At 63.5% G+C, this 21,740-nt stretch carries 18 protein-coding genes and 1 riboswitch; of the genes, 6 read left to right on the forward strand and 12 right to left on the reverse strand.

Annotated elements, in window-relative coordinates; all coding sequences use genetic code 11:
* Position 1 precedes the first annotated feature (1 nt).
* The 3 genes from AACG97_RS25470 (at position 2) to AACG97_RS25480 (ending at position 3,156) form a co-directional block, all read left to right on the forward strand.
* Positions 2-811, forward strand: coding sequence for a rhodanese-like domain-containing protein (locus tag AACG97_RS25470; RefSeq protein ID WP_009681317.1), 810 nt, complete (start codon positions 2-4; stop codon positions 809-811).
* 9 nt (positions 812-820) lie between these two features.
* The gene (gene asd / locus AACG97_RS25475; protein ID WP_029887865.1) at positions 821-1,684 is read left to right on the forward strand and encodes an archaetidylserine decarboxylase; all 864 of its coding nucleotides are present in this window, start codon (positions 821-823) and stop codon (positions 1,682-1,684) included.
* A 111-nt stretch (positions 1,685-1,795) separates the two neighbouring features.
* A protein-coding gene (locus tag AACG97_RS25480; protein WP_258869054.1) for an IS3 family transposase occupies positions 1,796-3,156 on the forward strand; the annotation gives its coding sequence in 2 pieces (ribosomal slippage) (positions 1,796-2,264 and positions 2,264-3,156; 1,362 coding nt in all).
* A 101-nt stretch (positions 3,157-3,257) separates the two neighbouring features.
* On the opposite strand, the gene serB is transcribed toward AACG97_RS25480, so the two are convergent.
* Complete coding sequence (gene serB, locus AACG97_RS25485; RefSeq protein ID WP_009681320.1) at positions 3,258-4,472, reverse strand: phosphoserine phosphatase SerB; 1,215 nt, start codon at positions 4,470-4,472, stop codon at positions 3,258-3,260.
* 134 nt (positions 4,473-4,606) lie between these two features.
* Between serB and AACG97_RS25490 the strand changes: the two genes are divergently transcribed.
* Complete coding sequence (locus AACG97_RS25490) at positions 4,607-6,073, forward strand: AhpA/YtjB family protein (RefSeq protein WP_009681321.1); 1,467 nt, start codon at positions 4,607-4,609, stop codon at positions 6,071-6,073.
* A gap of 146 nt (positions 6,074-6,219) precedes the next feature.
* On the opposite strand, the gene AACG97_RS25495 is transcribed toward AACG97_RS25490, so the two are convergent.
* The 9 genes from AACG97_RS25495 to AACG97_RS25535 form a co-directional block, all read right to left on the reverse strand.
* Positions 6,220-6,930, reverse strand: a complete 711-nt coding sequence (locus AACG97_RS25495) for a PqiC family protein (protein ID WP_009681322.1) — start codon at positions 6,928-6,930, stop codon at positions 6,220-6,222.
* 172 nt (positions 6,931-7,102) lie between these two features.
* Positions 7,103-9,361 carry a DNA topoisomerase IV subunit A gene (gene parC / locus AACG97_RS25500; protein WP_197885107.1) on the reverse strand — a complete coding sequence of 753 codons (2,259 nt, stop codon included), beginning with the start codon at positions 9,359-9,361 and terminating at the stop codon, positions 7,103-7,105.
* Positions 9,362-9,371: 10 nt separating this feature from the next.
* Positions 9,372-9,890: a retropepsin-like aspartic protease family protein gene (locus AACG97_RS25505; RefSeq protein ID WP_009681325.1), complete on the reverse strand. Its 519-nt coding sequence runs from the start codon at positions 9,888-9,890 to the stop codon at positions 9,372-9,374.
* A complete protein-coding gene (locus tag AACG97_RS25510) occupies positions 9,887-10,873 on the reverse strand; it encodes an esterase-like activity of phytase family protein (RefSeq protein ID WP_115294892.1) in 987 nt (328 codons plus the stop codon). Before AACG97_RS25510 ends, AACG97_RS25505 begins: the two co-directional genes overlap by 4 nt.
* Positions 10,870-12,774 carry a DNA topoisomerase IV subunit B gene (gene parE, locus AACG97_RS25515; protein ID WP_009681328.1) on the reverse strand — a complete coding sequence of 635 codons (1,905 nt, stop codon included), beginning with the start codon at positions 12,772-12,774 and terminating at the stop codon, positions 10,870-10,872. The genes AACG97_RS25510 and parE overlap by 4 nt, the downstream gene beginning before the upstream one ends.
* A 35-nt stretch (positions 12,775-12,809) precedes the next feature.
* Positions 12,810-13,418 (reverse strand): YqiA/YcfP family alpha/beta fold hydrolase, encoded by a 609-nt coding sequence (locus AACG97_RS25520; RefSeq protein ID WP_009681329.1) that lies wholly within the window; start codon positions 13,416-13,418, stop codon positions 12,810-12,812.
* Between the two features lie 276 nt (positions 13,419-13,694).
* On the reverse strand, positions 13,695-14,492 hold the full coding sequence (gene cpdA, locus AACG97_RS25525; RefSeq protein ID WP_009681330.1) for a 3',5'-cyclic-AMP phosphodiesterase: 798 nt from the start codon (positions 14,490-14,492) through the stop codon (positions 13,695-13,697).
* 1 nt (position 14,493) lies between these two features.
* Positions 14,494-14,946, reverse strand: a complete 453-nt coding sequence (locus AACG97_RS25530) for a DUF1249 domain-containing protein (RefSeq protein WP_009681331.1) — start codon at positions 14,944-14,946, stop codon at positions 14,494-14,496.
* Complete coding sequence (locus tag AACG97_RS25535; RefSeq protein ID WP_009681332.1) at positions 14,937-15,554, reverse strand: NUDIX domain-containing protein; 618 nt, start codon at positions 15,552-15,554, stop codon at positions 14,937-14,939. The genes AACG97_RS25530 and AACG97_RS25535 overlap by 10 nt, the downstream gene beginning before the upstream one ends.
* A gap of 186 nt (positions 15,555-15,740) precedes the next feature.
* On the opposite strand from AACG97_RS25535, the gene AACG97_RS25540 reads away from it, so the two are divergent.
* Positions 15,741-16,487 (forward strand): RsiV family protein, encoded by a 747-nt coding sequence (locus AACG97_RS25540; RefSeq protein WP_009681333.1) that lies wholly within the window; start codon positions 15,741-15,743, stop codon positions 16,485-16,487.
* Here AACG97_RS25540 and cytX read toward each other — a convergent pair.
* Together cytX and thiC are read right to left on the reverse strand one after the other, a co-directional pair.
* Positions 16,456-17,739: a putative hydroxymethylpyrimidine transporter CytX gene (gene cytX / locus AACG97_RS25545; RefSeq protein ID WP_225786374.1), complete on the reverse strand. Its 1,284-nt coding sequence runs from the start codon at positions 17,737-17,739 to the stop codon at positions 16,456-16,458. The two genes, AACG97_RS25540 and cytX, sit on opposite strands and share 32 nt — an antisense overlap.
* A 137-nt stretch (positions 17,740-17,876) precedes the next feature.
* Complete coding sequence (gene thiC / locus AACG97_RS25550) at positions 17,877-19,757, reverse strand: phosphomethylpyrimidine synthase ThiC (protein ID WP_232555011.1); 1,881 nt, start codon at positions 19,755-19,757, stop codon at positions 17,877-17,879.
* Between the two features lie 156 nt (positions 19,758-19,913).
* Positions 19,914-20,020: riboswitch (TPP riboswitch) on the reverse strand.
* A 161-nt stretch (positions 20,021-20,181) separates the two neighbouring features.
* Between thiC and AACG97_RS25555 the strand changes: the two genes are divergently transcribed.
* Positions 20,182-21,618 carry a TolC family outer membrane protein gene (locus tag AACG97_RS25555; RefSeq protein ID WP_009681337.1) on the forward strand — a complete coding sequence of 479 codons (1,437 nt, stop codon included), beginning with the start codon at positions 20,182-20,184 and terminating at the stop codon, positions 21,616-21,618.
* Positions 21,619-21,740 lie beyond the last annotated feature (122 nt).

Raw genomic sequence — 21,740 nt, forward strand, 5'->3', positions numbered from 1 at the left:
GATGACCGACTTTTCCGGCCTGCCCTTGGTGATCGAAGCTGCAGACCTGCTGCCGCGCCTGGATTCACCGCAGTTGATCCTGGTCGACCTGAGCAGCGCCAACCGCTATGTCAGCGGGCATATCCCCGGCGCCCGCTTTGTCGAGGGCAAGCGTACCCAGCTCGGCCAGCCACCCGCCCCTGGTCTGCTGCCGCCCCTGGGCGAACTGGAAAAACTGTTCAGCGAACTCGGCCACCGTGATGATGCCGTCTACGTGGTGTATGACGATGAAGGCGGTGGTTGGGCGGGGCGCTTCATCTGGCTGCTCGACGTGATCGGCCATACGCGCTACCACTACCTCAATGGCGGTATCCAGGCCTGGCCAGCCGACAAGCTGTCCACCGAAGTGCCTGCACCCAGTACCGCCCCGGTGCACCTGCACCTCGACACTGCACCTACAGCCACCCGCGAGTACCTGCAAAGCCGCCTGGGCGCCGATGACCTGGTGATCTGGGACGCCCGCGCCCCACAGGAATTCAACGGCGAAAAAGTGTTGTCGGCCAAGGGCGGCCACATCCCTGGTGCGGTCAACTTCGAGTGGACCGCCGGCATGGACCTCAACGACCACCTGCGCATCCGCAAGGATATCGCCGAAGTTTTGCAAAGCCTGGGCATCACCCCCGACAAGGAGGTGGTTACCCATTGCCAGTCCCACCGCCGTTCCGGTTTCACCTATTTGGTGGCCAAGGCCCTCGGCTACCCACGCGTCAAGGCTTATGCCGGCTCGTGGAGCGAATGGGGCAACCACCCGGACACGCCTGTAGAAGTTTAAGGAACCTGCATGAAATCCCGTCTGTTCATCATCAGCCAGTACCTGCTGCCGCACCACCTGCTGTCGCGGCTGGCCGGCTGCGTCGCCGAGTGCCGCGTGCGCTGGTTCAAGAACGCCTTCACCGCCTGGTTCGCCAAGCGCTACCAGGTCGACATGAGCCAGGCGCTGGTCGAAGATCTGAGCGCCTACGAGCACTTCAACGCATTCTTCACCCGCGCCCTGAAGCCGGGCGCCCGCCCGCTGGATGAAACCCCGGGCGCCATCCTGTGCCCCGCCGACGGCGCCGTGAGCCAGCTTGGCCCGATCGAGCATGGCCGCATCTTCCAGGCCAAAGGCCACGGTTTCAGCGCGCAGGAGCTGCTGGGCGGTGACCCGGCGCTGGCCGCCCCGTTCATGGGCGGTGAGTTCGCCACCATCTACTTGTCGCCCAAGGACTACCACCGCGTGCACATGCCGCTGGCCGGCACCCTGCGCGAGATGGTCTACGTGCCGGGCCGCCTGTTCTCGGTGAACCAGACCACTGCTGAAAACGTGCCCGAGCTGTTCGCCCGCAACGAGCGGGTGGTCTGCCTGTTCGACACCGAACGCGGGCCGATGGCCGTGGTGCTGGTGGGTGCGATGATCGTTGCTTCGATCGAGACCGTGTGGGCCGGCCTGGTAACGCCGCCCAAGCGTGAGCTGAAGACCTTCCGATACGACGACGCCAGCCGTGCGCCGATCCACCTGGAGAAAGGTGCCGAGCTGGGGCGCTTCAAGCTGGGTTCGACGGCCATCGTGTTGTTCGGGCCGCAGCAGGTGAAGTGGGCCGAAAGCCTGGGTGCCGGCTCTGCCGTGCGCATGGGGCAGCAGCTGGCGGCGCCTGTGCAGGCTTGAAGGCCTTATAAAACCTGGGCCGCTTTGCGGCCCTTCGCGGGCATGCCCGCTCCCACAGAGTGGACTGCCCCCAAGAAGTTGGACACCAATCCAATTTCTTGGGGTGTCCATATGAGCAAGTACTCAGACCAATTCAAGCTTACCGCCGTTCATGCCTACCTGGAGGGTGGTGAAGGTTTCCGAAAAGTAGCCCAGCGACTTGCAGTGGACTTCAGCCTGCTGCGGCGCTGGGTCTCCAGCTTCCAGAAACATGGCCAGTTCAGTCTGCGTAAACCAGGCCAGCGGTACAGTGCGACCTATAAGCGCTCAGTCCTTGAGTACATGCACAAGCATCAGCTTTCCTTGCGCCAGACCGCCGCCCATTTCGGTCTTGGTCAGTCTTCGCAGATAGGCATTTGGGCGCGGCAGTACTACAGTGGAAGTCCGGCTTCGCCTGCTCCCAAGAGAAGAAAACCTGCTGCCATGTCGAAAAAGCCTTACCCCATCAAACCCACAACCTCTGATGACACCGATAAAAGCCGCGACCAGTTGCTGGCTGAGCTTGAATGGCTGCGCATGGAGAACGCTTACCTAAAAAAGCTGGAAGAGTTGAAGAAGCAGGAGCGAAGGCAGCCCAAAAAACCCTGATCGTGTCTGCGCTCAAGGACAGGTTTCCCTTGGCCGCTGTTCTGGAGTTGGCGGATCTGCCGCGCAGTACGTTCTATTACCAGCTTCAAGCGCAGGCCAAACCTGATAAGCATGCTGCTCTGAAGCAGATGATTCAGCGTGTCTATCACGAGGAAAAAGGGCTTTACGGTTACCGGCGCGTTGCGATCGTGATCCGCAATGGCGGGACCTTGGTTAACAAAAAAGTGGTGGAGCGTTTGATGATCGAGCTTGATCTTCGCTCACTCGTGCGGCCGAAAAAATATCGGTCGTACAAGGGTGTCGTCGGCACCATCGCGCCCAACCTGCTGGAGCGAAACTTTATCGCGCAGCGCCCGAATCAGAAGTGGGTGACCGATGTGACCGAGTTCAAAGTGGCTCAGGAAAAAGTCTACCTCTCCCCCGTGATGGACTTGTACAACGCCGAAATTGTGGCCTACGAAGTGGCCAGCAGGCCATGCCTTGGGCTGGTCACCAACATGCTGGGCAAGGCCTTCAAGCGCCTGGGAAACAAGCCGAAACTGGTACTCCACTCGGATCAAGGCTGGCACTACCAACACTCGCAGTACCGCCACAAGCTGGCCGAGCAAGGGGTGAAGCAGAGCATGTCACGTAAAGGAAACTGCTTGGATAATGCGGCTATGGAGAGCTTTTTTGGTACGCTTAAGTCCGAATTTTTCTACCCGCAGCGCTTCAAGAGCGTTGAAGAACTGAAAGCCGGTCTGGATGAGTACATCCACTGCTACAACCATGACCGCATCAAGCTAAAGCTCAATGGCATGAGCCCTGTGAAATACAGGGCTCATGCTGCAGGGGCTGCTAGCTGAAACTGTCCAACTTATTGGGGGCAGTCCAGAGTGAGGTCGCGTTCAACCTGTGGGAGCGGGCATGCCCGCGAAGGGCTGCAAAGCAGCCCCAAATTTCCGGATCAGCCGCGCGCGTCGCGGTCGCGCAAGCCCAACAGGTACAACACGCCATCCAGGCCCAGAGTAGAAATCGCCTGCTTGGCCGACTGGCGCACCAGCGGCTTGGCGCGGAATGCCACGCCCAGGCCGGCGAGTGCCAGCATTGGCAGGTCGTTGGCGCCATCGCCCACGGCAATGGTCTGTTCCAGTTGCAAGCCCTCATCGCTGGCCAGTTTCTGCAGCAGTTCGGCCTTGCGCTGGGCATCGACGATCGGCTCGACCGCCACACCAGTCACCTTGCCATCCACCACTTCCAGCTCGTTGGCGAACACATAGTCGATACCCAGGCGCGCCTGCACCTGGCGGGCAAAGTAGGTAAACCCACCGGACAGGATGGCAGTCTTGTAACCCAGGCGCTTGAGCTCGGCGAACAGGTTTTCCGCGCCTTCGGTCAGGCGCAGCGAGGCGCCGATCTCGTCCAGCACGCCCACATCCAGGCCCTTGAGCAGCGCCATGCGCTCCTTGAAACTGGCGCGGAAGTCCAGCTCGCCACGCATGGCGCGTTCGGTGATCGCCGCCACCTGCTCACCTACGCCAGCCGCCTTGGCCAGCTCGTCGATGACTTCGGCCTCGATCAGCGTCGAATCCATGTCGAATACCGCCAGGCGGCGGTTGCGGCGGAACAGGTCATCTTTCTGGAAGGCAATGTCGACGCTCAGCGCCTGCGCCAGGGCGAAGAAATCGGCACGCAGGGCCTGGGCATCGCTCGGCACCCCACGCACGGATATCTCGACCGCCGCCTTGCCCTTGTCGGTGTCGGCGTCCAGCGCCACCCGGGCCGACAGCCGCTCGATGCGTTCGATCGTCAGGCCGTACTGGCTGATCACCGCACTGACCCGCTGCAGTTGCTCGGGGGTGATCTTGCGGCTGAGCAGGGTCACCACATGGCGCGCCTCACCATGGCCGTCGGCCCAGTGCTGGTAGTCCGCCTCGGAAATCGGCGTATAACGGGCCTGCAGGTTCAGCTCGTGGGCCTTGGCTTGCACACCCTGCAGCAGGGCAGTTGCCACTTCGTTGTCAGGGATATCGACCAGGATGCCGAACGACAGGGTGCCGTGCATGACCGCCAGGCCGATGTCGAGGATACTCACACCGCCCTGCAGCAGGACGCCGGTGATTGCCGCAGTGAGACCGGGACGGTCCTCACCGGTGATGTTGATCAGGACGATTTCGCGCACAACCTGGCTCCGACTTCGATGAAAAATGCGCATTCTACCGACTTTCCATGACCATCGGGCGCCAACGATACTTTGCCGACAAAACCCGGCTCGCTATACTCCCCCCACTTTCTTGCCATTAAGAGCCGAGCTCTGTGAACCGGCCCACGCCCGTCAAACCAGACAACTTCTTCCTGATGATCTATCGTGCCCTGAGTCAACGTCGCGTGCCGCTGGCACTGCGCATCGCCTGCACCAACATCTTCCTGGTGGCGCTGGCACTGGTGATCTACGCCTGTGTGATGGGCCTGCAGTTCAAGCAGGCCATGCACGAGCAGGCCGACGCCCTCGGCCAGAGCCTGACCACGCAAACGGCCACTTCGGCGACCGAACTGCTGGTAGCCAACGATATCCTCAGCCTCAACGTGCTGCTGGGCAACCTGGTGAAAAACCCGCTGGTGGCCCACGCGGCCATCTACAGCGTGGACAACCGCATCCTCGCCGAAGCCGGGCAACGCCCGCGCAATAGCCTGCTGGGCGAGGCCGAAGGCGTGTACCAGACCAAGATCAGCTTCCAGGACGTGGCTGCCGGGCAGCTGCGCATCAGCCTGGACATGAGCCAATTCCAGCAACCCATGCTGATCAGCCTGCAAAGCATGGGCATTCTGGCGGCCATCCTGCTGGCGCTGGCCTTGGCCCTCAGCTTGCGCCAGGGCCGCTACATCACCCTGCCATTGCTGCAGTTGCGGGTATGGCTGCGCGACCCGCAGTACTACACCCCAGCCACCGACCGCCAGGATGAAATCGGCGACATCGCCCGCCAGCTGCATGCGCGCCTGGCGCCACCGCCGCCACCAGAGCCGGAGCCAGAGCCTGAGGAAGACGACGATGAACCGTTCGACGACCCGCATCACGCCAGCCCGGCACCCAAGGCCGCGCCGCGCGCCAAGGTCGCCGCAGTGCCAGACGAGGAAGATGACGAAGCGTTCGCCGGCCTGCTCGACGACGACACTGCACCAAGAACCGCAGTGGTAGACGAGTCCGACGAACCGCACTTCAGCGCCATCCTCGCGGTGCAGCTGGGCTCCCAGGAGCAACTGCGCCGTCTGCCGCGTACCCGCCTGACCGAACTGACCGAGCGTTACCGTGACTGCCTGGAGCATGCGGCATCGCTGTACGACGGCGAAACGCACACACTCAACGATGGCAGCACCCTGGTGCTGTTCCACAGCCGCGTATGTGGTGAGGACTACCTGACCAATGCAATCTGCTGCGGCGAGCTGTTGCGCGCCCTGGGCCATGCCCTGCAGATCGAAGTGGCCGACAGCGGCATCACCTTGCAATTGCAGCTGGGCCTGGTATTGGGCAACGATCTGCACGGGCTGGAGCTGGTAGACGTGTTGATCGCCGAAAAAGCCCAGGATGCCCTGGCGCTGTCGCAGCACAGCCGCAACCTGTTGCTGGTGGAGCGGCAGATCAGCGATGACGCACTGATTCGCCAGCGCGCACGCATTCGCCCGATTGCCAGCCCTGAGGGCGCCTGCTGCGTGGAGCGCCTGCTGGAACCGTACCCTTCGATGCTGGAACGGCAACTGGCGCGCATGCACGAGCGTCGGGCCTGACAGGCTGCGCTGGGCACTGGGGCTGCCGCGCAGCCCCTTCGCAACGCCAGGCCGCGCCTACAAGGCCCGGCCCAGCCTCGCAATGGTTTGACGCAGACATGAAAAAGCCCGCAGCATCGCGGGCTTTTTTGCACCTGGCGGTTAGGTCAGAACCGATAGACTTCCATATCGGTGCGGATCGGCGAGGCCATCGGGATCCTGGACTTTTCCGGCGCCTTCTTCACCTGCACCGGTGCAGCCGGCTTTTTCGGCGTTTCTTCAGCGATTGCCGGCTGGTTGGCCAGCGGCTTCACCGCCGTGCTCAGCTGCTCGGCCAGCTTCTGCAGCAATTGGCCCTGGGCCTGTACCTGCGACGACTCGCTGCCCTCATGTGGCTGTTCGAGGTGCACGATACGGTTGTCACGTACACGGCCACGGCGGTCCAGCAGGCGCCACTGGGCGTCGAGGATGGCCGGTTGGTCCTTGCCCGAATCCAGGCGGGTAATCGACAGCAGCACCTGTACATCCGGCGTGAAACCGGCCGTTGCCGGGGCCAGTACCACACGCTGGCTGTCCAGGCGCCAGGCCAGCTGGCGCACCAGCAACTGGTCGATGTCCGACGACAGGCTACCCGCCCAACGACCGTCGGTCGCCGCGCTCAGGCTGCCATCGGCCTGGCGCTGCAGGAACGTCTCGCGCTGCAGGTAATCGGCCACCGATACCGGCCCGAGTACAACGGCCATGCCCGCACTCTGCGACGGCTGGCCAGGATCACCACTGTCGAGCTGGTACAAGGCGACAGGCTGGTGCATGGTGCACCCGCCCAGCCCCAGCAGGCCAGTCATCAACAGCGCAAGTGGAAGGCGCAGAAATTTCATCATCCCATCCAGGCGGCTGCCTACAGGCACACCGCAGTGATACATATAAATTCAAACGGGCACACGACCACGCCGGCGCCGCAAGGGCCATATCATCCGCGAAATCACCGTCCGACTCCAGTGTTTCTGCCCGGAACGGCGCTGTAATTGCCGTTCCAGACATTTCCACCGGTTACGCCGGCACTTCCACCTGCAAGCTATCGACGCGCTGGAACCCACGCGGTAGCTTGCTGCCACGCCGGCCACGCTCGCCCTTGTAGTGTTCCAGGTCGTCGGGCTTCAGAGACAGGGTACGCTTGCCGGCCTGCAATACAAGGGTCGCCCCGTCGGCGATCACGGCCAGGTCGGTGACGAACTCTTCGCGGCTGGCGACCCGGTCGCCGGGTACACCAATGATCTTGTTGCCCTTGCCTTTACCCAGCTGTGGCAAGTCGCTGACCTTGAACACCAGCAGGCGGCCTTCGGTGGTCACCGCCGCCAGCCAGTCCTGCTCACGGTTGGCCACCGGCCGCGGCGTCATCACCTTGGCGCCGTTGGGCAGGCTGAGCAAACCCTTGCCGGCCTTGTTCTTGGCCTGCAGGTCTTCACCCTTGACCACGAAGCCGTAGCCGGCGTCGGAAGCGACCACGTACAGCGCATCGTCGTCTGGCAGCAGCACGCAATCGAAGGTGGCCCCAGGCGGAGGCGTCAGGCGCCCCGTCAGCGGCTCACCCTGGCCACGCGCCGAAGGCAGGCTGTGGGCGGCCAGCGAGTAGCTGCGCCCGGTCGAGTCGATCAGCACGGCAAACTGGTTGGAGCGGCCAGCAGCAGCGGCCTTGAAGCCGTCGCCTGCCTTGTACGACAAGCCGGTCGCGTCGATGTCGTGGCCCTTGGCACAGCGTATCCAGCCTTTTTCCGACAGCACCACGGTGACCGGCTCGGTCGGCATCAGCTCGTTTTCCGACAGCGCCTTGGCTTCGGCGCGCTCGACAATAGGCGAGCGGCGGTCGTCGCCATAGGTTTCGGCATCCTTGATCAGCTCGCTGCGCACCAGCTTGCGCAGTTTGGCTTCGCTGCCCAGCAGCGCCTGCAACTTGGCTTGCTCTTTCAGCAGTTCGTCCTGCTCGCCGCGGATTTTCATCTCTTCCAAACGCGCCAACTGCCGCAGGCGGGTCTCGAGGATGTAGTCGGCCTGGATTTCGGTCAGGCCGAAGCGTGCGATCAGCGCCTGCTTGGGGTGGTCCTCGGTGCGGATGATGTGGATCACTTCATCCAGGTTGAGGAACGCCGTGAGCAAACCGTCCAGCAGGTGCAAGCGCTTCTCGACCTTGTCCAGGCGGTGCTGCAGCCGGCGACGAACGGTATGGGTACGAAACTCCAGCCATTCCACCAGGATCGTGCGCAGGTTCTTCAGCTGCGGCCGGCCGTCGAGGCCGATGATGTTGATGTTGACCCGGTAGCTGCTTTCCAGGTCGGTGGTGGCGAACAGGTGCTGCATCAGTTCGTCGGCATCCACACGGTTGGACCGCGGGATGATGACGATGCGGCAAGGGTTCTCGTGATCCGACTCGTCGCGCAGGTCGGCCACCATCGGCAGCTTCTTGGCCTGCATCTGCGCCGCGATCTGCTCCAGCACCTTGGCCCCCGAGACCTGGTGGGGCAACGCGGTTACAACGATGTCGCCGTCCTCGACGCGGTACACGGCGCGCATGCGGATCGAGCCACGGCCACTTTCGTACATCTTGAGGATTTCGGCCCGCGGCGTGACGATTTCGGCCTCGGTCGGGTAGTCCGGCCCTTGAATATGCTCGCACAACTGCTCGATGGTGGCCTTGGGCTCGTCGAGCAGGCGCACGCAGGCGCTGGCCACTTCACGCAGGTTGTGCGGCGGCACATCGGTGGCCATGCCCACGGCGATACCGGTGGTGCCGTTGAGCAGAATGTTGGGCAGGCGTGCCGGCAACACGGCGGGCTCCTGCAAGGTGCCGTCGAAGTTGGGCACCCAGTCGACGGTGCCCTGGCCGACTTCGCTGAGCAGCACTTCGGCATAGCGGGACAACCGCGCTTCGGTGTAGCGCATGGCCGCGAACGACTTCGGATCGTCCGGCGCACCCCAGTTGCCCTGGCCATCGACCAGTGTGTAGCGGTAGCTGAACGGCTGCGCCATCAGCACCATGGCTTCATAGCAGGCCGAGTCGCCATGGGGGTGGAACTTGCCGAGCACGTCACCGACGGTACGCGCCGACTTCTTGTGCTTGGCATCGGCATCGAGCCCCAACTCGCTCATGGCGTAGACAATGCGCCGCTGCACTGGCTTGAGGCCATCGCCGATATGCGGCAGGGCGCGGTCCATGATCACGTACATGGAGTAGTTGAGGTAGGCCTGTTCGGTGAAGTCAGCCAGTGAGCGGCGTTCTACGCCGTCCAGGCTGAGTTCCAGTGAGTCGCTCATGCGGGCCTCGTCATTTCAGGTTCTGGCGCAGCAGCATGGTGCCACCGCGCTGGGTAAATTCAAGTTGTTGCAGGGCACTCATGCCCAGTAGCACGGTGGGGCCATCCAGGCCCGGCACGACAATGGCGCGTACGTTCTGCAGGTGGATGTCGCCCAGTTGCAGGCTGGCCAGCCGCGTGCGGTAGCCCTCGGTGCGGCCATTGGCGGTACTCAGCAGCACCGGGCTGCCACGCGCCAGGTTCAGGTCGCGGGCCAGCCCTTCGGGGATCGCGACGTCGGTGGCCCCGGTGTCCAGCATGAAGTGCACCACCTGGCCATTGATCGCGCCATCCACCACGAAATGCCCCTGGCCATTACTCAGCAGGCGCACCTCGATGAAACCTTGGCCGTGCTCCGACTGCACCTGGCGGTTGGGGTTACGTTGGCTGTCTTCCCACTGGCCGAAAAAGCGCGTGGCCAGAAACAGCGCAGCCGCCCAGGCAAGCACCATCAGCACCCGCCCTGCGCGCTTGCCCGGTGCCTGGCTCACGGTTTGGCGCCCCAGCCGCCCTGAGGCGCCTCGAAGCGCCATACGATCGGGCGCCGCTCGCCGTCGGCACGGTCAGCGTTGTTGTTGTCCAACCCGACCCAGGCGCCTTTGCTGTCGATCACCAGCGCCTCGGCCAGGCCGAACGGCTGATCGTAGCGGCGCATGGGCTCCAGCGCCTCGGCGGCGAACGACCAGCAGCGCTCGACCTCGCCGCTGTTGGCGTCCCGCCGGCATATCCGGTAGGCGTTGCGCTCAAGGGTGAACAGCTTGCCCTCGAACCAGGCGAGGTCGGAAAAGTCGCGCGACAGGGCCCGGGCCTCTGGCATTTGCGGCGGCTGCATCTCGACCCCAGCCTCGCTCAGCAGCACGCAACCGCGCCCGCAGGTCCATACCGACTGCTGCCGTTCAATGGCCACCAGGCCACGCCGCTCGCGCTCGGCCGCCAGCCACAGGCGGTCACCCGCCGGGTTGATTGCCAGCCCTTCGAACAGCGCATTGAAGTTCAGCAGCATGCCACTGGCCCGCGCCTGACGGACCATGGCCGGGTCGATCTTGAGCCAGTCGGGCTCACCTTCGGGCGGCAGTTGCAGCACCGCAGCGTGTGCCTCGCTGACCAGGTACAGGTTGTTTGCCTGGTCGCAGGTGATGCCTTCAAAGTCCAGCGCCCCGCCGCGAATGTACGACGCCGCCCAGTTGCGTGACTTCAGGCCCCACGGCAGGCCGCTTTCCGGCACCGGCGGCGCAGTGAAGACAAGCGCCTGCGCGCGCCAGGTAGCGCTCTGCTGGTCGAAGCGGTAGATGCGGTCATCGTCGCGGTCGGACACACCCCACAACGCCCCCCGGCAGAACGCCAGGCCAGACAGGTTGCCACCGCGCATACCGTCTATCGGGTGCTCGGCAGTCATCTTCAGCTCTGGCCAGTCGCCCGCCAGGCCCGGCAGCGCAACCAGCGCCAGCCAGGCCGCCAGAAGCAGACGAATCAAACCATGACCTCGGCGAGGTTACCTTTGGTTTCCAGCCAGTTCTTGCGGTCACCGGCGCGCTTCTTGGCCAGCAGCTTGTCCATCAGCTCGCAAGTCGCCTGCACGTCATCCAGGGTCAGTTGCACCAGGCGCCGGGTATTCGGGTCCATGGTGGTTTCACGCAGTTGTGGCGGGTTCATTTCGCCCAAACCCTTGAAGCGGGTGACTTGGGGTTTGCCGCGCTTCTTCTCGGCCACCAGGCGGTCGAGAATGCCATCACGCTCGGCTTCGTCGAGGGCATAGTAGATTTCCTTGCCCAGGTCGATGCGGTACAGCGGCGGCATGGCCACATACACGTGCCCGGCCTCGACCAGTGCACGGAAGTGCTGCACGAACAGCGCGCACAACAGCGTGGCAATGTGCAGGCCGTCGGAGTCGGCGTCGGCGAGGATGCAGATTTTGCCATAGCGCAGTTGCGCCAGGTCGGTGGCACCGGGGTCGACGCCGATGGCCACGGCAATGTTGTGCACTTCCTGGCTGGCCAGGACTTCGCCGCCGTCCACTTCCCAGGTGTTGAGGATCTTGCCGCGCAGCGGCAGGATGGCCTGGAATTCCTTGTCCCGGGCCTGCTTGGCCGAGCCACCGGCCGAGTCACCCTCGACCAGGAACAGCTCGGCACGCATCGGGTCCTGGCCGGCGCAGTCGGCCAGCTTGCCGGGCAATGCCGGGCCCTGGGTGATGCGCTTGCGCTCGACCTTCTTGCTGGCCTTGAGGCGGCGGCCGGCATTGCTGATGGCCAGCTCCGCCAGTTGCATGCCCAGTTCAGGGTGGGCGTTGAGCCACAGGCTGAAGGCATCCTTGACCACGCCAGAGACGAATGCCGCCGCCTCGCGTGAAGACAGCCGCTCTTTGGTCTGCCCGGAGAACTGCGGGTCCTGCATCTTCATCGAGAGGACGAAAGTAATGCGCTCCCAAACGTCTTCCGGTGCCAGCTTGACCCCGCGCGGCAGCAGGTTGCGGAATTCGCAGAACTCGCGCATGGCATCCAGCAGGCCCTGGCGCAGGCCATTGACGTGGGTACCGCCCTGGGCGGTAGGGATCAGGTTGACGTAGCTTTCCTGGATGCTGTCGCCGCCTTCGGGCAGCCATAGCAAGGCCCAGTCCACCGCTTCCTTGTTACCGGCCAGGCTACCGCAGAACGGCTCATCGGGCAGGCGCTGGAACTCGTTGACCGAATCGACCAGGTAGGAACGCAGGCCATCCTCGTAGTGCCATTCGACCTTTTCGCCGCTGGCCTTGTCCTCGAAGCTGACCAGCAGGCCTGGGCACAGCACGGCCTTGGCCTTGAGCACGTGCTTGAGACGGCTGATGGAGAATTTCGGCGAATCGAAATACTTGGGGTCGGGGCTGAAATACACGCTGGTGCCGGTGTTGCGCTTGCCGACCGAACCCACAACTTCCAGCTCGCTGGCCTTGAAGCCGTCGGCGAAGGTCATCTGGTACTCGTTGCCGTCGCGTTTGACACGCACGCGCACCTGGGTCGACAGGGCGTTGACCACCGAGATGCCAACGCCGTGCAAGCCACCGGAGAACTGGTAGTTCTTGTTGGAGAACTTGCCGCCGGCGTGCAGCTTGGTCAGGATCAGCTCGACCCCGGACACGCCCTCTTCGGGGTGAATGTCCACCGGCATGCCACGGCCGTCGTCGCTGACTTCCAGCGAGTGGTCGGCATGCAGAATGACCTGCACGGAGCGGGCGTGACCGGCCAGGGCTTCGTCGACACTGTTGTCGATCACTTCCTGGGCCAGGTGGTTGGGGCGGCTGGTGTCGGTGTACATGCCCGGCCGCTTGCGGACCGGGTCAAGGCCCGAGAGGACTTCGATGGCGTCTGCGTTATAGGCGCTAGCGCTGGGATTGGCCATAGGGTCTCGTCGTCAGTCTGGTGAGTGCAAAAAAGTCAAAATACAGAAAAATCGAGCGCTGCATACTGCCCACGCGCAATACCGGCAAACGCCAGCAGGGCCGGCAGGCGCTCGGCAAAGCCCTGGAAACTGTGGTCACCACCGGCCTGGATGCGCAGGGCACAAGCACGGTAATAACGTTCGGCATGGCGGTAATCCAGGGTTTCGTCGGCGGTTTGCAGCCACACCTGATAGCGGCTGGCATCGACCGGCGCTGGCACTTCCAGCTCGGCCAGGGCCTGCACGTGGTCCAGGGTCAGCTCCCAGGTTTCATCGGTGTAGTGGTTGCGCTGGGTACCCAGGTAGCCGTCAAAGTGCTTGTGCGGGGTAACCGCCGGGTTGACCAGCAAGGCCTTGAGGCCATGGCGCTCCGCCAGACAGGTGGCATAGTAGCCGCCGAGCGAACTGCCCACCAGTAATGGCGCGCCCAGTTCGGCGATGGCCGCCTCAAGCTGGGCGATGGCCTGGCGTGGGTGATGGTGCAAGGCGGGCACCCGCAGTTGGTCGGCCAGGCCGAGCTGCTGCATGACCGCTTCGAGCTGGCGCGCCTTGGTGGAAAGCGGCGAGCTGTTGAAGCCATGGATATAGAGGATGGAACCCGACATGCTGCCCCCGGAATCTGTGGCTTCGCGCCTGATGATGCGGGCGCAGGGACGCGCAGTGTAGCGCGTTCGCCGGGTTTTGACGCAGCGTCACGGGTTTCGCAACAATTTCTTCACCATAGCCCGCTGCAACAGGGCACCCTGTAGGAGCGGCCTTGTGTCGCGAAGGGGGTGCGAAGCAACCCCCCATAATTTCAGCTTCGCCGCAGATATTGCCGGGGCCGCTTTGCGGCCCTTTCGCGACACAAGGCCGCTCCTACAGTTGAACGCGCAACCCGCTCAATAACCTGGGCTATCGAAGTCGAGCTTCACTTCAAAGTCCCACGCCCGCTCCACCCCGGTCTCCAGCCGCCCGTCGGCATGCAGGCGCAGCCAGCGGTACCCAGGCTGCTCTTCGCTCACCTTGAAGTCCTCGCTGCGGGCCGCGAACTGAATGCAGGTCGAAGGCGTAGCCAGCAGGCGCCGACCATTGCGCACTTCATCCCACTCCTGATGAACGTGCCCCCACAGCAATGCCCGCACCTGTGGGTAACCTTCAATGATGTCAAACAGCGCCTGGGCATTGCGCAAGCCGATCGGGGCGATCCAGGCGCAGCCGATGTCTACCGGTTGATGGTGGAAACACACCAGGCAATGGCGCCCGCCCGCCCCTTTCAGCGCGGCCTCCAGCACTGCCAGCTGGTCATCCCCCAGCAAGCCATGTGTGGCGCCGTGCACCGCCGTGTTGAGCATCACAATACGCCAGGCGCCGATATCGGTTACCGCCTGTACCAACTCCGGCGCCACTTCGGCCATGATCCGGGCCTCATCATGGTTGCCCGGCAGCCAACGGCTTGGTACGCCAAACGGCGCAGTCAGCTCACGAAAAGCTTCATAAGAAGCAACGCTGGCATCCTGGGACAAGTCGCCCGTGCACAACAGCAAGTCGACAAGCGGTTGCTCGCGCCGCACCTGGGCTACCACATGGCCCAAACTTTCACGGGTCTTGAGGCCCAGCATGCTGCCGGCCGGGTCGGCGAAAAGATGGGCGTCGGTCAGTTGCACCACATGTACTGGGCGCGGGTGGTCTGCATGCATGTCAGCGAACGCTTGCCAGTTCGTGGCCACAGGCCAGGCAGTGACTCAGCCATTCACCGAGGAACAGGTTGAGCTGGGCCTTTTCGTCTGGCTGGTGCATGGCCTCGTTCGGGTAGGGGTAGATGCTGCGCAGGCGCCGGGCATGTTCGGCGCTGATCACTTCGGCCATGCGCGCATCGTGATACACCTGCACCTCCAGGTGCGGCACCGGCAGCCACGGCAAGCTGTGCTCCTGACGTATATGCAGGGTGGTGGTGTACGGGCAGGCCAGCACCACGTCGAGCACCAGCACGCCAAGCATCTGGTCGCCCTGGGTCATACCGATGCGGCGCGAGCTCTGGGTGGTACGCATGTCCGGCAGCAAGCGCATCAGCCGGGCATAGTTGGCCTCACAGGCAGCCTGCAGCCCGGCCAGGTCGACTCGATAGCGCTCGCGCAGCAGGTTCACTTCCACATACCTCGTACTTCGTCACGGTTCAGCGCCAGCCATTGCAAGCCGATGATGGTCGCCGCGTTGCAGATGCGCCCATCGCGCACGGCCTGCAAGGCATCTTCGAACGACCACACCCGCACGCGAATGTCTTCACCCTCGGCCTCCAGGCCATGCAGCCCCCCTGCCCCTTCGCTGCTGCAGTGGCCAAGGAACAAGTGCACGTATTCATCGCTGCCGCCTGGCGACGGGAAGTAGCGGGTCATCGGCCACAGGGCACTGAAAGTCAGGCCCGCTTCTTCTTCGGCTTCGCGGTGGGCGACTTCCTCGGGTTGCTCGTCCTTGTCGATCAGCCCGGCGACCATTTCGATCAGCCAGGGGTTTTCGGCCTTGCCCATTGCACCGACGCGGAACTGTTCGATCAGCACCACTTCATCGCGCAGCGGGTCGTAGGGTAGTACACACACCGCATCGTGACGCACGAACAGTTCACGGCTGATCTCGCGCCCCATGCCGCCCGCAAACAGCTCGTGGCGCAAGTGCACCTTGTCGAGCTTGTAGAAGCCCTGGAAGCAGTTTTCCCGCTTGACGATCTCGACCGCCCTGGGCACTGAGTTCAACGTGTCTGACATGGAAATCCTCGCTACCTCAATCACAGCATCGCGCCATCCTACTCCGCACGCCAGCGCGTTTCACCCCTTTCCAGCAACCATTCGCACAGTCGGGACAGCACGTGCGCACTCTGTTAGCTTAGTGGCGAACCGAAGGCCGCGCAGACGGTCAAAGGCCGACTTTTCCCTGTTTTTGCAAGGATCATCATGACCATTGTCAAACTGACTTCCGTGGCCGTGCTGGCACTCGCTCTGGGCGCCTGCCAGAGCCTGTTCACGCCCAACTACCGGACCCCGCTAGAGGTCAAACGCGACGCCTGGGAGCATGTAAAACCCGGTTGCAGCGAAAGCGATTGCCCGCTGGTGAACATCGACATGGTGCACTTCCCGGCCCTGCCCAAGCTTGACGGCATCGTCGAAAAGCGCTTGCTGCAACTGACCGAAGACAATCAGCATGGCACCGCGCCGGCCACCCTGCAGGCCTATGAACAGCAATACCTGGCCAGTGCCGACAAACGTAACAGCAGCTACCTGCAAGCCAAGGTACGCGAGCAGCATGACGGCCTGGTGATCATCGAACTGTCCAGCTACCTGGACAGCGGTGGCGCACACGGCATGCCTGGGCGTGGTTTCATCAACTACTCCCGCAAGCTGGACAAGGTGCTGACCCTGCAGGACATGCTGCTGCCTGGCCAGGAAGAGACGTTCTGGAAAACCGTCGAAGAGTCGCACCGCGCCTGGCTGATGAGCGTGGGCATGGACAAGGACGCCGAGTTCGTCAAGACCTGGCCGTTCAAGAAGTCGCCGCACATCGCCCTGACGTACGGCGCACTTGTGGTCAAGTACGAGGTCTATGCCATCGCGCCCTATTCCATGGGCCACGTGGAACTGAAGATCCCCTACCCGCGCCTCAATGGCGTGCTCAAGCCGGAACTGTTCCCCGGCCGCGGCTGAGGCTCAGCAGCCCGTGCAGCACACCTGCCAGCAGCAATGCTGGCAGGGTGGCGCCCATCTCGGGTGCATTGGCGGCAATCAGGTGGTAGGCCGCCACCCCCACGAACCAGGCCAGTAGCGCCTGCCAGTGCAAACCCTTGACCTGTACCGGCAGGCCACGGCGACGCACGACATAGTGGTCCACCAGCACTACGCCGAACAGCGGCGCAAACACCGAACCGATCAGCAACAGGAAGTTCTCGTACTGAGCCAATGGCGCCAGCAAGGCGATCAGGGTGCACAGCACGCCGATGGCCAGTGCCAGGTGCTCCACCTTCAACGGCAGCAGCACCCCGGTGGAGACCGCCGCCGAGTGGATGTCGGCGAATGCCTTTTCCGACTCGTCGAGCAGAATCAGCAGCAACGGAACCCCCATGCCGGCGCCAGCCAAGGCCAGCAACAACGCATTGACCTCGCCACTGGCGGCGAAGGCCAGGGTGTAGGCCACGCCCAGGCTCATCAGCCAGGTATTGCCGATGAAGTAGCCCAGCACGGTACCGCCGAACACGTGCCTGCCATTGCGTGCGAAACGTGAATAGTCGGCGATCAGCGGCAGCCACGACAGCGGCATGGCAATGACGATGTCGAAGCCTACTGCCAGCGACATCGAGCCATCCCCGGCGCGCCCCCACAACTCAGCCAGGTCGGCCTTGGCGAACAAGTTCCAGGTCAGCCAGACGCAGGCCCCCAGCAGCAACCAGATACCCCAGGCGCGCAACACCTTGCGCACGAACGCCAGTGGCCCGCTCACCGCCAGCAAGGTCGCCAGGGCACCAAAGCACAGGGTCCACAGCATCGGGCTGTTCCAGGCGCTGTGCTCACCGAACGCACGTGCGCCCAGCAGGCTGGCGGCATCGCGCATGACGATGATCTCGAACGCCCCCCAGCCCACCAGTTGCAGCAAATTGAGCACCGCCGGCAAGCGCGTGCCATGGCTGCCCAGGCTGAGCTTCAGGGTGCCCATGGCCGACAGCCCGGTGTCACTGCCGATGACCCCGGCGGCGCCCAGCAACAGCACGCCCACGCCGGTGCCCAGGGCAATGGCCAGTACGGCGCCAGCAAGGCCCAGGCCCGGCGCGAGCATGGCGCCGACTTGCAGCACCATCAGGCCGATGCCCAGGGAAAACCAGAGGGAGAACAGGTCACGCGCGCCGAAGATGCGCTGGTGGGTGGGGACCGGGTGGTCGGGGGAGAACGGGCTGGGTGATGTCATGGTTGGCGCTCGCCGGCAATGTTGTTGGTGTTCCTGGCGAGGACTTCGTCCTCGTATCGCGACGCAAGGCCGCTCCCACAAAAAACGCCCTGGCCTTGGGCCTGGTGCGGTTCCTGCGGGAGCCGGCCCCTGCGTTCTTAGACCTTGTGGTACAGCTGGCTGCCTTCCTGGCGGAACCGCTCGGCCTGCTCACGCATGCCTTGCTCGACCGTGACGTCCACGGTTTCGATCTTGGCGGCGTACTCCCGCACTTCCTGGGTGATCTTCATCGAGCAGAACTTCGGCCCGCACATCGAGCAGAAGTGCGCGACCTTGGCCGACTCCTTGGGCAGCGTCTCGTCGTGGTAGGCGCGGGCAGTGTCAGGGTCGAGGCCGAGGTTGAACTGGTCTTCCCAGCGGAACTCGAAGCGCGCCTTGGACAGGGCGTTGTCGCGGATTTGTGCGCCGGGGTGGCCTTTGGCAAGGTCGGCAGCATGCGCGGCGATCTTGTAGGTGATGATGCCGGTCTTGACGTCATCCTTGTTCGGCAGGCCCAGGTGCTCCTTGGGCGTCACGTAGCAGAGCATGGCGCAGCCGAACCAGCCGATCATTGCCGCACCAATGCCCGAGGTGATGTGGTCATAACCCGGGGCGATATCGGTGGTCAGTGGGCCGAGGGTGTAGAACGGCGCCTCGTCGCAGCATTCCAGCTGCTTGTCCATGTTCTCCTTGATCAACTGCATCGGCACGTGGCCAGGGCCTTCGATCATGCACTGCACGTCATGCTTCCAGGCAATCTTGGTCAGCTCGCCAAGGGTTTCCAGCTCACCGAACTGCGCAGCGTCGTTGGCGTCGGCGATCGAGCCGGGGCGCAGGCCATCGCCCAGCGAGAAGCTGACGTCGTAGGCCTTCATGATTTCGCAGATTTCGTCGAAGTGGGTGTAGAGGAAGTTTTCCTTGTGATGGGCCAGGCACCACTTGGCCATGATCGAGCCGCCACGGCTGACGATGCCCGTGACCCGCTTGGCGGTCAGCGGCACGTAGCGCAGCAACACCCCGGCATGGATGGTGAAGTAGTCCACACCCTGCTCGGCCTGCTCGATCAGGGTGTCGCGGAACAGCTCCCAGGTCAGGTCCTCGGCCACCCCGTTGACCTTTTCCAGGGCCTGGTAGATCGGCACGGTACCAATCGGCACCGGCGAGTTGCGGATGATCCACTCGCGGGTCTCATGGATGTGCTTGCCGGTGGACAGGTCCATGACCGTGTCCGACCCCCAGCGGATGCCCCAGGTCAGCTTGGCCACCTCTTCCTCGATGGACGAGCCCAGGGCGCTGTTACCGATATTGCCGTTGATCTTCACCAGGAAATTACGGCCGATGATCATCGGCTCCAGCTCCGGGTGGTTGATGTTGGCCGGGATGATCGCACGGCCACGGGCAATTTCCTGGCGCACGGATTCGGGGGTGATCTCTTTCGGAATATTGGCACCGAAGCTATGCCCGGCATGTTGCGCGTCGAGCAGGCCGGCGGCGCGCGCCTCCTGCAGCTTCATGTTCTCGCGGATGGCCACATATTCCATCTCGGCGGTAACGATGCCCTGGCGGGCATAGTGCATTTGCGAAACATTGGCGCCGGCCTTGGCCCGGCGCGGGTTGCGCACGTGGGCAAAACGCAGCTTGGCCAGCTCGGCGTCGTTCAGGCGCTGCTGGCCGAAGTCGGAGCTCAGCCCGGCCAGGCGCTCGGTGTCGCCACGCGCGTCGATCCAGGCCGACCGCACGTCGGCCAGGCCTTTGCGCACGTCGATGATCACACTGGGATCGGTGTAGGGGCCGGAGGTGTCGTAGACCAGTACCGGGGCATTGGACTCGCCACCGAAATCGGTCGGCGTATCGGCCAGGCTGATTTCCCGCATGGGTACGCGGATATCCGGGCGCGAGCCCTGCACATAGACCTTGCGCGAACGCGGGAACGGTTGCACGGACTGCTGATCGACTTGCGCCGATTCGCTGAGGTTGATCGTTTTTTCTTGTTGGGTCATCACAGGCTCTCCAGACGGCTTCCTAGCAGTGGAATGTCGGGGTGAACCTGAATGGCGCGGACGCATCCATTAGTGGATGCAGTGCCGGATATGGGGGTGCCTTGAAGCTGCATGCAGCTGTGACAATCCCGGACCTGGCACAAGAGGCTCCCCGGGAAGGCGAGCAATCTTGTTCCCTACGCAGGCGCTAACCTGATCAGGTTCAACGGGATCCGCACCTCTGCGATCTCAGCCTTTGCTTCAAGGCACCCCGACAAGAACCTGCGCAGTCTAGACTGCTGTGGTCGGCAAAGCCAAGCGGGTTTCTGCGCAGATGATGAAAGGCGCGCCCGGCGATTGTTGCCGGGGGGCACATGGCACTAAACTGGCGCATCGCCAAATACTCAACGGTTCAGTAATTCAATTTCGTACAAGGATTGCCTTTATGCTGCGCAAACTCTCACTGGCAATAGCCGTGTCTTGTGCGTCCAACGGAGTGGCCTGGGCAGCGGACGCGCCCCAGACGGTCAAGACCGACCTGGTCAGCGTGTACCAGGAAGCGGTCGACAACAACGCCGACCTGGCAGCAGCACGCGCCGACTACGGCGCACGCCGTGAGGTGGTACCGCAGGCCCGCGCCGGCTTGCTGCCGAACCTGTCGGCCGGGGCCGAGATGATGAATACCCGCACCAAGCTGGACGAGCCGTCGATTACCTCCAACCGCAGCGGCAACGCCTGGAGTGCAACCCTGGCGCAGCCCATTTTCCGCGCCGACCGCTGGTTCCAGTTGCAGGCCGCCGAGGCGGTCAACGAACAAGCCGCCCTGGAGCTGTCGGCCACTGAGCAGAACCTCATCCTGCAAACGGCCCAAAGCTACTTTGCCGTGCTGCGCGCCCAGGACAATCTGGCCGCGACCAAGGCGGAGGAAGCCGCGTTCAAGCGCCAGCTCGACCAGTCCAACGAACGCTTCGATGTCGGCCTGTCGGACAAGACCGACGTGCTGCAGTCGCAGGCCGGCTACGACACTGCCCGGGCCAACCGGATCATCGCCGATCGCCAGGTACAGGATGCCTTCGAAGCGTTGGTAACGCTGACCAACCGAGAGTACAGCTCGATCCAGGGTGTGGTGCATAGCCTGCCAGTGCAGGTACCTACGCCGAACGATGCCAAGGCCTGGGTGGAAACGGCCGGGCGCCAGAACCTCAACCTGCTGGCCACCAACTATGCGGTGTCTGCCGCCGAAGAAACCCTGCGCCAGCGCAAGGCCGGCCATGCACCCACCCTGGATGCAGTGGCCAAATACCAGAAGGGTGACAACGACAGCCTCGGCTTTACCAACCCTGCTCCCCAACAGAACGTTCGCTACAGCGGCGACGTCGAGCAGACCAGTATCGGCCTGCAACTGAACATCCCGATCTACAGCGGCGGCCTGACCAGCTCGCAGGTACGCGAGGCTTACCAGCGCCTGAGCCAGAGCGAACAGCAGCGCGAGAGCCTGCGCCGCCAGGTGGTGGAGAACACCCGCAACCTGCACCGCGCGGTGAACACCGACGTGGAACAGGTCCAGGCACGCAAGCAGTCGATCATCTCCAACCAGAGTGCGCTGGAAGCGACTGAAATCGGCTACCAGGTCGGCACCCGCAACATCGTCGACGTGCTCGATGCCCAGCGCCAGCTGTACACCTCGGTGCGCGACTACAACAACAGCCGCTACGACTACATCCTCGACAACCTGAGCCTCAAGCAGGCCGCCGGCACCCTGAGCCCGCAAGACCTGAAGGATCTGGGGCGTTACCTGAAGCCCGACTACAACCCGGACAAGGACTTCTTGCCACCGGATCTGGCGGCGGCTGCAGCCAAGAACTTCGAGCGCCGCCCTTGAACTCAGGAAGCACGCGGTGTAGGAGCGGCCTTGTGTCGCGAAAGGGGGGGCGCAGCGCCCCGGGATTTTCGCACGACCGCAAGATTGTCGGGGCCGCTGTGCGGCCCTTTCGCGACACAAGG

This window comes from Pseudomonas sp. Nvir (genome assembly GCF_963778085.1).
Classification (GTDB): Bacteria; Pseudomonadota; Gammaproteobacteria; order Pseudomonadales; family Pseudomonadaceae; genus Aquipseudomonas; species Aquipseudomonas juntendi.